The sequence below is a fragment of the Alistipes intestinihominis genome (assembly GCF_040095975.1).
Lineage (GTDB): Bacteria > Bacteroidota > Bacteroidia > Bacteroidales > Rikenellaceae > Alistipes > Alistipes senegalensis.
Genome location: NZ_JBBMFL010000031.1, coordinates 1 through 11,054, shown reverse-complemented (window position 1 = coordinate 11,054; position 11,054 = coordinate 1). Strand labels below are relative to the sequence as shown.

The window sequence follows — 11,054 nt, the reverse complement described above, 5'->3', positions numbered from 1 at the left end:
AAGACGCCGGTTTTAGAGGGCGAAGGACGGTATTAACGCTGGTCCACCTTCCTGCGCCACCGGCGTAAGACGCCGGTCGCACCCGCAAAAAGAAATCGGGGCGGTCTGATATTTTCAGACCGCCCCGATTTTTACTGCTGCGAACTCTCGCCCCCTGAAACCGGCGTCTTACGCCGGCGGTTGCGTCCGCCGCGGTGACGACGGCGGTCACGCGTACCGCGGTTGCCCTCGCCGCGCCCCGAAGCGTGGTCGCTGTCCGGGGAGGCAGGCTGTGCGGCGGCAGGAACGGGCTGTGCGGCGGCAGAAGCCGCGTCCCCGGCTGCCGGGCGTTCGCTGCGGCGGTTCCGGTCATTGCGCCCCGAACGGTCGTCGCGTCCGCCGCGCCCGCGCCCGCCGGAACGTCCCCCGCTACGTCCTCCGCGTCCGAAACGACCACGGTTCTCGTCGGGAGCGTATTTCGGTCCCTCGCCCACGCTCTCAGGAAGCTCGGCCTTGCGGATGTCGCGCTCGATGAACTTCTCGATCTGATGGAACTTGCCCTGCTCCTCCTCGCTGACGAACGTCACGGCGCTACCCGTGGCCGCCGCGCGGGCCGTACGGCCGATGCGGTGGATGTAATCCTCGGGATCGTGCGGCACGTCGTAGTTGAGCACCAGGCCGATGTCCTCGATGTCGATGCCCCGGGCGACGATGTCCGTGGCGACGAGTATCTTGACCTTGTTGTTCTTGAAATTGAGCATCACCTCCTCGCGCTGGGCCTGCTCCAGGTCGGAGTGCATGGCCGCCACGTCGAGTTTCATCCGTTTGAGCGTATGGGCCAGCTCCTTGACCTTGAGCTTCGACGACGAGAAGATGATCGTTTTCGAATCGGTCGGCTCGGCGAACAGTTCGCGGATGATGCCCAGCTTCTGATTCTCGTAGCAAACGTAGGCCGACTGGTCGATGGCCTCGTTGGGCTTCGAAATGGCGATGTTGACCTCCGCGGGATTGCGCAGGATAGTCTTGGCCAGCTCGCGGATCTTCGGGGGCAGCGTGGCCGAGAACATGATCGTCTGCCGCTCCCTGGGCATGTACGACACGATCTTCATGATGTCCTCCGAGAAACCCATGTCCAGCATGCGGTCGGCCTCGTCGAGAATGAGGTATTCGACGTGCGAAAGGTCCACGCCGCTGTTCTGCAAATGGGCGATCATGCGGCCCGGAGTGGCGATCACCACGTCGGAACCGCTCAGCATGCCTTTCTTCTGGATGTCCCAGCCCTTGCCGTCGCCGCCGCCGTAAACGACCGTCGTCGAGATCGGGGCATAGTAGGAAAAACCTTGGAACTGCTGGTCGATCTGCTGCGCCAGCTCGCGCGTGGGCACGATGATCAGCGATTTCACCACATTGTCGGGATTCCCTTCCAACAGCAGTTTGTTCAGCAGCGGCAGCGTATAGGCCGCAGTCTTGCCCGTTCCGGTCTGGGCGCAGCCGATAATGTCGCGGCCATCCAGAATCACCGGAATCGTATGCTCCTGCACGGGAGTCATCTCGTGGAAGTTCATATCTTCGAGACCGTCGAGAATTTCATCTTCCAGATCGAGTTCATCGAAACGCATAAAACAGAAATTTTTAATTCTTAATCGTTTAATTCTTCACTGCGCTTTTCGGTGACGACATCCCCGAAAAGCGTCGCAGGCGTGCAGCCCGTGATGCGGACGCGAACATAGTCGCCGACCCCGTGGTCCCCGCGGTCGAACACCACCACCTTGTTCTGCGAAGTGCGGCCCGAAAGCTGGTTCCGGTCGCGCTTCGACTCGCCCTCGACCAGCACCTCGAACTCCCGGCCCACGTCGCGCAGGTTGCTCGCATGTCCCAGTTCGTTTTGCAGGGCGATGATCTCCTGCAAGCGGCGCGACTTCACCTCGTCCGGCACGTCGTCCGGCAGGTGCTTTTCGGCGAAGGTCCCGGGGCGTTCCGAATACTTGAACATATAGGCGAATTCATACCCCACCTCGCGCATCAGCGAAAGGGTCTGCCGGTGCTCCTCCTCGGTCTCGCCCGAGAATCCCGCGATCAGGTCGGTGGTGATCGCACAGTCGGGCAGATGGCGGCGGATGGCGGCGATGCGGTCGAGATACCACTCGCGCGTGTATTTGCGGTTCATGCGTTCGAGCATCGACGTGGCGCCCGACTGGGCCGGAAGATGGATCGAACGGCAGATGTTGGGCATCTCGGCCATGACTTCCAGCAGTCGGTCGCTCATGTCCTTGGGATGCGACGTGGCGAAGCGCACGCGCAGCAGCGGCGAAACCTCCGCCACACGGCGGATCAGCTCGGGAAAGCCGGTCTCCCCGGCGCGGTAGGAGTTGACGTTCTGGCCCAGCAGCGTCACCTCGCGGTAGCCGTTCTCGAAGAGGCTCCGCACCTCGGCGACGATGGTCTCCGCATCGCGGCTCCGCTCGCGGCCCCGGGTATAGGGCACCACGCAGTAGGAACAGAAGTTGTTGCACCCGCGCATGATCGCCACGAAGGCACTCACGCCGTTGCGGTCGAGACGCACGGGAGCGATCTCGGCATAGGTCTCCTCGGTCGAGAGCAGCACGTTGACGCCCTTGCCGCCGGCCTCGGCCTCGCGGACCAGGCGCGGCAGATCGCGGTAGGCGTCGGGCCCGGCCACGACATCGACACCGTGGGGCCCTTCGACCAGCTTTTCGCGCAGACGCTCGGCCATGCAGCCGATGATGCCCACCACCAGTCCCGGACGTTCGCGCCGGTAGCGCTTCATCTCGGCCAGCCGGCCCCAGATGCGCTGCTCGGCGTTGTCGCGGATCGAACAGGTGTTGATGAGTATGACATCGGCCTCGTCGATCCGGTCCGTATAGACGTAGCCCTCGCGCTGCATGATGGCGACGACCGTCTCGGTGTCGCTGACGTTCATCTGACAGCCGTAGGTCTCGATGAACAACCTGCGTCCCGCTCCTTCGAGCGGCCTCAATGTATTGATATTAAACCCCAATTTTTAATTCTTAATTGTTCATTCTTAATTGCGAAACCCGCTATTCCGCGTGTATCTCGTTCTTCTCGGGGAACTGCTTGAAGCCCTCCCCGAAGGTTTCATAGGCGTCCGTCACCACGACGAAAGCCTTGGGGTCGATCTCCCGGATCTTGTGCTGCACCAGGTGAACCTCCTTGCGGCTCACCACCAGGAAGATCATGTCGCGCTGCGAATCGGTGTACATGCCCTTCGACTTGATATAGGTGGCGCTGCGGTCCAGGTCGTCGATGATGAAGCGTTTCATCTCCTCGTGGTGGTCGCTGATGATGAACAGCAGCTTGTCGTACGACGCGCCGTCGAGCAGGTAGGCGACCACCCGCGAAGAGATATAGATCGTGATGAGCGAATAGAGCGTCAGCATCCAGCCGTTCGCGGCCGCCTCGTCCGTGCCAATGCCGAAGCCGATCACCGCCAGTCCCGACAGCACGACGAAGCCGTCGGCCAGCAGGATACCCGTCGAGAACTTGATCCCGGCGAACTTCTGCAACAGCATGCCCACGATGTCCGTACCGCCCGTGGTCGCCTGCTGGCGCACGACGATACCCAGCCCGACGCCGATCACCACGGCGCCGATGACGCACGCCAGCAACAGGTCGTTCGAAAGGTCCAGCCGTCCGCCCAGCAGCTGCGACGGGTCCAGCGCCTCGACCGCCTCGGGGCTCGGGTAGACCAGCCGCGTGAGGATGTTCATGAAGCCCGGCGTGTAGAGCGCCGCCAGCACCGTGCGCGTGCCGAACCCGCCGCCGAATACGAGCGCGGAGATCAGCATCAGCGGAATGTCGAACATGTAGCCGAACGTACCGACCTGGATCGAGGGGAAGATGTTGTGCAGCACGATGCCCATGCCGTAGACCCCGCCCGGCACCAGCTTATAGGGATTGATGAAAAGCACGAATCCCGTGCCCATGATCGAGCAGCCGAGAAAAATCAGAAACCACGAGCGCCACCACGCCCACGAGCCCATCGGTTCGAGCAAAGCCTTTGTGTTCATATCGTTGTCCGTTTATCCGGCAAAGACAGCGCAAGCCGAGAGCAGAGGCGAATTTATCCGAGCTATGCCGAGGCACCGCCTGTCCAAGCGGAGATTTATCCTGCAAAGATACTAAATTCTCCGGAAATGCAGGCGCCGGGGCAGGAATTTTCGGCCGCACGGTCCATATCTGAAATTTTTTATTACATTTGCATGAACAATCAACAGCCAAGAAAAAGATGATTCTGACTATTTATACGGCTACCACCATGATTATCATCGCCTATCTGCTGGGCTCGATTCCGAGCGCCGTGTGGATCGGCAAGAAATACTACGGCATCGACATCCGCGAACACGGCTCGAAAAACGCCGGAACGACCAACATGCTCCGCGTGCTGGGCCGCCGGGCCGCCCTGCCGGTCTTCGCGCTCGACTTCCTGAAGGGATTCGTGGCCGTGACCTTCATCGAACTGATGCAGTACGACGACCTGATCGGCATGAACGACATCATCAACCTCAAGATCGGAGCCGTCTTCGCCGCCGTGCTGGGCCACATCTTCCCGATCTTCGCGGGATTCCGCGGCGGCAAGGGCGTGGCCACGCTCGTCGGAGCCGTGACGGGCATCTATCCGCCGGTGGCGCTGCTCTGCTTCGGCGTCTGGTTCGTGATGCTGATGGTGTCGCACTACGTGTCGCTCTCCTCGATGGTCGCCGGATGCTGTTTCCCGGTCTTCACGCTCATCTCGCCCAAGGTCAACGGATCGACCCCCTTCGTGGTCTTCTCGTTCGTGATCGCCGTCCTGCTGATCTACACCCACCGCAAGAACATCGAACGCCTGAAAGCCGGCACCGAATCGAAAATCTACATCTGGAAGCCCCGGCGCATGAATCCCGGCGACGGAGCGGAACGGAAAGACAAGGACCACGGCCCGAAATAGCCCTGCACCCGTTTCGGACGGAATCTTCGGTAAAACAGGATATTTTTTCACCGACGACATGCGTCAGGAACGTTTTTTTGCGTTATATTTGCGCCGCGATCGGCATTCATCAATGCAAGAGATATGTTACAGGAAAACCTGCTGAAAATATACGAAACGAGTTTTCGGGAAAACCGGGAAATGTCGGCCCTCACCGACTATTTCAAGAACGAAACCTTTTCGTATTACGAAATGGCCAAGGAAATCGCCAAACTGCACCTGCTTTTCAAAAAAGCCGGGATCAAACAGGGCGACAAAATCGCGCTGATCGGCCGCAACAACCCCCGCTGGTGCATCACCTACATAGGAACCATCACCTACGGCGCCGTGATCGTGCCGATCCTCCAGGACTTCACCCCCGCAGATGTCATCCACATCATCAACCACTCGGAAAGCCGCCTGCTGTTTCTGGGCGACAACTTCTGGGACGTGATCGAAGAGGACCAGATCAAACAGATCGAAGCCGTCTTCTCGCTCACGGACTTCCATGTGGTGTACGAGCGCGACGGGAAATCGCTCACCAAGTTCCAGCGCGACATCGTGAAGAACTACCGCGCCAAATATCCGCGCGGATTCAGCATAAACGACATCAAATACGCCGAAATACCCAACGACCAGGTCGTCCTGCTGAATTACACCTCGGGGACGACGGGCTATTCCAAGGGCGTGATGCTCACGGTGAACAACCTCACGGGCAACGTGGTGTTCGCCATGACGATGATCAACACCCAGACCGGACAGCACTATTTCCAGAAAGGCGGACGCACGCTGTCGTTCCTGCCGCTGGCCCACGCCTACGGCTGCGCCTTCGATTTCCTGGCGCCGCTGGCCGTCGGCGGGCACATCACCCTGCTGGGCAAAATCCCGGCGGCGAAGATCCTGCTCGAAGCGATGGCCGTCGTGAAACCCACGGTCATCTGCTGCGTGCCGATGATCCTCGAAAAGGTCTACCGCAAGCAGGTGCTCCCGATGCTGGAAAAGGGCCCGATGTCGATCGCCATGAAGATTCCGCTGCTCAACTCGGCCATCTACTCGGTGATCCGCAAGAAGCTGATGGACGCTTTCGGCGGCAACGTCGGGATTTTCATCGTCGGCGGCGCCCCCATGAACCAGGAAACCGAATCGTTCCTGATGAAGATCAAATTCCCGATCACCATCGGCTACGGCATGACCGAATGCGCCCCGCTCATCAGCTTCACCCCCGACAACGAGTTCAAGGCGGGTTCGTGCGGCCGTTATCTGAAAGGGCTGCTCGAAGTGAGGATCGACTCGGGGGACCCCGAGCACGAAGCCGGAGAGATTCTCATCCGCGGCGAACACGTGATGAAAGGGTATTACAAGAACGACAAGGACACCCGGAAAGTTCTCGACGAGGAGGGATGGCTCCACACGGGCGACATGGCCACGATGGACCCCGACGGCACGCTCTACATCCGCGGCCGCTCGAAAACCATGATCCTGTCGGGCAACGGACAGAACATCTATCCCGAGGAGATCGAGGACAAGCTCAACAACATGTACCTCGTGCTCGAATCGCTGGTCCTCGAAGGCGACAACGGCCGCCTCAAAGCGCTGGTGGTCCCCGACTACGAACAGGCCGAGAGCGAAGGCGTGGACAAATCGGAACTGCCGCAGATCATGCAGAACAACTTGCAGGAACTCAACGCGCAGCTGGCCGCCTACGAACGGGTCGCGGAGATTGCGATCTACCCCACCGAATTCGAAAAGACCCCCAAACGAAGCATCAAACGCTACTTATACGCACCTTCGCTATTGAGCAAATAACACGCGCCGCAGGCAGGTAACCACTTGGATTCTCTATCCCAAATTCTTCATAGTCACTTGAATCCAATTTCTAACAAATGAGGCGTCACTGATTAGTTCGGTTACCTGCTTTTTCACTCCCCGGCTCCTGCGGAACCGGGGATTTTTTTGCTCCCGTCCGGCTTTTTTCCTATCTTTACCCCATGAAGATCCAGAAAAAACAAGCCATCGGCGAAAACCTGCTCTACGTGATGGTCTGGGCGGCCATCATCCTGGTTCCCGTGCTCAACTCCCAGATGATGTCGGAGATGCACGTCAATCTGGAAAACGTGCTGATCGCATGGCGGCAGATAGCCCCCTATCTGATCATCTTCCTCATCCACAACGCCATCATCGCTCCGCGCTACGTGCTCCGGCGCAAGTACGGAAAATACCTGCTGAGCAACCTCGCGCTGATCATCAGCGTCTTCTGGCTGGTGCAGATCTACGAGGCCCATCTCTCGGACCATCTCCCCCAACAGGCCGATTCCGAAACGCTCGACGCCTACCGCAAGGCGTCGTTCTCCAATCTGGAGATGTATTGGAACGTGGTGCTGGGCTTCTTCATGACCGGCGCCAACACGGGCATCAAGCTCATCTACCAGTCGATGCGCGACGAACAGCAGATGGAGGTGCTCAAACGCCAGAACCTCCAGGCCGAGATGGACTACCTGAAATACCAGATCAACCCGCACTTCTTCATGAACACGCTCAACAACATCCACGCGCTGATCGACATCGACACCGAGTCGGCCAAGAACGCCGTGATCGAGCTCTCGAAGATGATGCGCTACGTGCTCTACGACTCGGGGCGCGAGATCATCTCGCTGAACCGCGACATCCAGTTCCTGAAAAATTACATCGAACTGATGCGCATCCGCTACACCGACGACGTGGACATCCGCGTGGAGTATCCCCGCGACCTGCCCGAGCAGGTGTCGATCCCCCCGCTGCTGCTGATCGTGTTCGTCGAGAACGCCTTCAAGCACGGCATCAGCTACAACCGTCCGTCGTTCATCCACCTGCGGATCGAATATGCCGACAAGACGGTCACCGGCACGCTCTCGAACAGCCGCCACCCGGCTGCCGCGGCCAAACAGGCCGGCATCGGGCTGGAAAACGTCCGCAAGCGTCTGGCCCTGATCTACGGCGAAAAAAACTACACGCTCGACATCCGCGAGGAGGAGCAAACCTATACCGTAAAACTCGTAATCCCGACGCTCAATGCTTAAATGTATCGCCATCGACGACGAGCCGCTGGCTCTGCGTCAGCTGACAAGCTATATCTCGAAGATTCCCTATCTGGAACTCGCGGCAACGTTCAACAACGCCCTCGAAGCGCAGCAGATGCTGACCGGACAGAGCGTGGACCTGATCTTCGTGGACATCAACATGCCCGACCTGAACGGCGTGGACTTCGTCCGCGGGCTGATCGAGCGCCCGATGATCATCTTCACGACGGCCTATTCGGAATACGCCGTCGAGGGCTTCAAGCTCGACGCCGTGGACTACCTGCTCAAACCCTTCGGATTCGCCGACTTCAACCGTTCGGCCGCCAAGGCCAACTCGCTCTACGAACTGCGCCACAACCAGCGCACGCCCCAGGAGGGCGAATCGGAAGCGCTGCCCAAGGACAAGGAATACATCTCCGTCAAGGCCGACTACAAGGTGTCGCTGGTGAAAATATCGGACATCGTCTACCTCGAAAGCGAAGGCGAATACGTGCGCATGCACCTCATCGACGGCTCGACCATCACCACGCTGTTCCGGCTCAAAAACATGGAAGCGGCGCTGCCCTCGGAACTGTTCATGCGCGTACACCGCTCGTATATCGTCAACCTGCGCATGATCAAAGCCTACGTCAAGGGGCGCATCTTTCTGAGCGACACGGAATACGTGCCGATCGGCGAGAATTACAAAGAGGCTTTCCAGGGGTATATCGACAAGAATTTCAAGAACCTCTGAACGAGTTCGCAGGCTACGGGCGGGAGAGCTCTCCGGAGAGGTCCGGGAATCCGTCGAGCTGGACGTATCCGCCGTCGCGGCACTCGCAGCAATAGTGCCGGAGGCCGTTGGTGAGGATGATGTAACGGGCGCCGAGCACCGAATTGTAACGCACGGCCTGCGCGAGCGTCTGCCGCCCGACGGGGATGCCCGGAGCCTTGCACTCGGCCAGCAGCAGCGGCTCGGCCCGGTCGCCCACGACCACCACGTCGGCCCGCTGGGGCTGTCCGTTGAGCGCCACGGCATACTCCTGAACGACGCGCTTGGGCAGCACCCCGCAGTGCGAAACGAGATAGGCGATCAGGTGCTGCCGCACCCACTCTTCGGGCGTCAGCACGAGGTAGATTCCCCGCAGGGCATCCCACACCTCCACAGCGTCGCCACGGCGGCGGGCACGCAGCCGGATGGCCGGAAAATTGAGTTTAGGCAGCTCGGACATCGCAGTATCGAAAAATTTCCGTAACTTTACGCAGGACAAATATACGAACTTATGCGGACTATCCTTTCGACCATAGCGCTTTTTTCCCTCTGCGGACTCTTCGCCCAGGAGTATGTGTCCACGCACGGACGCGAACTGCCCCGCGGCGAACTGCTCGCATACCCCTCGGCCGAAGCGGCCACGGCGTCCGACGGCGGCGACAACCGCTATTTCACGCGGCTGACGGAGTGGAGCCTCGACGGCAACGTCTTCTCGACCGATTTCACCGTGCCCTTCGCATGGGCCAACCGGCAGGTTCTTTTCCATCTGGGATGGGCCTCGGGCGACTACGAACTGCGCGTGAACGGCCATCCGGCAGCCTGCAACGCCGACGGCAACACCCCGGCGGAATTCAACCTGACCAAGCTGACGAAGGAGGGACGGAACTCGCTCGAAATCGTCGTCGCGCAACCCTCCCCCACGGCGCCGCTCGAAAGCTGGAAAGAGGCGCCCCGGCCCGCCATCGGAGGGGCCTGGGTGATGAGCCAGCCGACGCTGCATATCCGCGATGTCATTACCCGGACCCGGCTCGCCGAGGACGGCAGCGCCACGGCCGAGGTGGCCGTCGTGCTGAAAAGCGACGCCCTCAATCCGCGCACGTCGCGCATCCACTACGAACTGCTCGACCCGACGGGCGAACGTGCCGCCGCAGGCCACAAGGATTTCACCCTCGACATGCGGCGCGAAGATACGCTGCGTTTCCTGACCCGCATTCCCCTGAACATGCTGTGGTGCGCCGAACTGCCCACGCAGTACACGCTGCGGCTCAAAACCCAGCACGAAGGCCGCTATGTCGAATTCCTCGAATTCCGTCCCGGATTCCGCGCGGTGGAGATGCACGACGGCCGGATGTCGGTGAACGGACAGCCCGTGACGCTGCGCGTGCGCGAAGTGCCCGCCTCGATCACCGAGAACGAAATCGCCGCACTCCGCGAACAGGGATACAACACGCTCAAACTGCTTCCGGGCCCCGTACCCGAATCGCTGCTGGATTTCTGCGACATGCAGGGACTCTACGTAATCGCGCAGGCCCCGATCGACACCCGCCGCAGCGGGGATTCGCGCCGCCGAGGCGGCAATCCTTCCAACGCTCCGGAATGGCTCGGAGCCTACCTCGAACGCACGGAGAACAGCTACCATACGACCAAGCGCCACCCTTCGGTAGTGGCGTTCTCGCTGGCCGTGAAGTCGTCCAACGGCATCAACCTCTACGAAAGCTATCTGAATATGAAGCGTTTCGACGATACGCGGCCGTTCATCTACCCCGATGCGGGCGGCGAATGGAACAGCGACAAGCTGACGCTGGAATAACCCTTTGAAACGGAAAAAGCGGAATCGCAGTGAAATTTTTCCGGCAAAATTTTTGGAGATAAAAAAATTATAGCTACCTTTGCACTCGCAATCGGATAACGATTGATGCCTCTTTAGCTCAGTTGGTAGAGCACGACACTCTTAATGTTGGGGTCCAGGGTTCGAGCCCCTGAGGGGGTACAAAAAGCGAGAATCTTTTGATTCTCGCTTTTTTCGTTTGTCTGCCCCCTACATGCGCCGGGAAGACGATGCGGGGAGGGTATCCACCATCTTCATCCGATTTCTGCGCCCTCCCCGGGCCGGAAGGGCACATCTATCGCAACAACTGGAACTTGATCCCCACCGAAAAATAGACGATCTCGGACAGGTCGAGCGACTTGTTCCCGCATTTGGCGACGATGTCGAGGTCGTTGGCGCTCAATTCGTAATAAAGCGTGATATGACGCAGCAAACTGTCGTTTTTCAGGTAATACG

9 protein-coding genes and 1 tRNA gene are annotated in these 11,054 nt (G+C 59.6%); 6 read left to right on the top strand and 4 right to left on the bottom strand.

All coding sequences use genetic code 11. The annotated features are described in order from the left end of the window. Positions 1-131: 131 nt before the first annotated feature. The 3 genes from WMO46_RS15355 to WMO46_RS15345 form a co-directional block, all read right to left on the bottom strand. Positions 132-1,598, bottom strand: a complete 1,467-nt coding sequence (locus WMO46_RS15355; RefSeq protein WP_349094640.1) for a DEAD/DEAH box helicase — start codon at positions 1,596-1,598, stop codon at positions 132-134. Between the two features lie 20 nt (positions 1,599-1,618). Next, positions 1,619-2,977 (bottom strand): tRNA (N6-isopentenyl adenosine(37)-C2)-methylthiotransferase MiaB, encoded by a 1,359-nt coding sequence (miaB, locus tag WMO46_RS15350; protein ID WP_207209329.1) that lies wholly within the window; start codon positions 2,975-2,977, stop codon positions 1,619-1,621. A gap of 61 nt (positions 2,978-3,038) precedes the next feature. After that, positions 3,039-4,028 carry a YitT family protein gene (locus WMO46_RS15345; RefSeq protein ID WP_019149927.1) on the bottom strand — a complete coding sequence of 330 codons (990 nt, stop codon included), beginning with the start codon at positions 4,026-4,028 and terminating at the stop codon, positions 3,039-3,041. Positions 4,029-4,246: 218 nt separating this feature from the next. On the opposite strand from WMO46_RS15345, the gene plsY reads away from it, so the two are divergent. The 4 genes from plsY (at position 4,247) to WMO46_RS15325 (ending at position 8,752) form a co-directional block, all read left to right on the top strand. Then, a complete protein-coding gene (gene plsY / locus WMO46_RS15340; RefSeq protein ID WP_019149926.1) occupies positions 4,247-4,945 on the top strand; it encodes a glycerol-3-phosphate 1-O-acyltransferase PlsY in 699 nt (232 codons plus the stop codon). Positions 4,946-5,068: 123 nt separating this feature from the next. After that, on the top strand, positions 5,069-6,769 hold the full coding sequence (locus WMO46_RS15335; protein WP_349094639.1) for an AMP-binding protein: 1,701 nt from the start codon (positions 5,069-5,071) through the stop codon (positions 6,767-6,769). Positions 6,770-6,951: 182 nt separating this feature from the next. Continuing rightward, positions 6,952-8,019, top strand: a complete 1,068-nt coding sequence (locus WMO46_RS15330) for a sensor histidine kinase (RefSeq protein ID WP_019149924.1) — start codon at positions 6,952-6,954, stop codon at positions 8,017-8,019. Then, positions 8,012-8,752, top strand: coding sequence for a LytR/AlgR family response regulator transcription factor (locus tag WMO46_RS15325; protein WP_019149923.1), 741 nt, complete (start codon positions 8,012-8,014; stop codon positions 8,750-8,752). The genes WMO46_RS15330 and WMO46_RS15325 overlap by 8 nt, the downstream gene beginning before the upstream one ends. A gap of 13 nt (positions 8,753-8,765) precedes the next feature. Here the strand turns inward: WMO46_RS15325 and WMO46_RS15320 are convergent, their stop codons facing one another. Further along, positions 8,766-9,230, bottom strand: coding sequence for a type I restriction enzyme HsdR N-terminal domain-containing protein (locus WMO46_RS15320; RefSeq protein WP_349094638.1), 465 nt, complete (start codon positions 9,228-9,230; stop codon positions 8,766-8,768). A 51-nt stretch (positions 9,231-9,281) separates the two neighbouring features. Between WMO46_RS15320 and WMO46_RS15315 the strand changes: the two genes are divergently transcribed. Together WMO46_RS15315 and WMO46_RS15310 are read left to right on the top strand one after the other, a co-directional pair. Further along, a complete protein-coding gene (locus WMO46_RS15315; RefSeq protein WP_349094637.1) occupies positions 9,282-10,580 on the top strand; it encodes a glycoside hydrolase family 2 TIM barrel-domain containing protein in 1,299 nt (432 codons plus the stop codon). A 107-nt stretch (positions 10,581-10,687) separates the two neighbouring features. After that, positions 10,688-10,760, top strand: a tRNA-Lys gene (locus WMO46_RS15310). Positions 10,761-11,054: the final 294 nt, after the last annotated feature.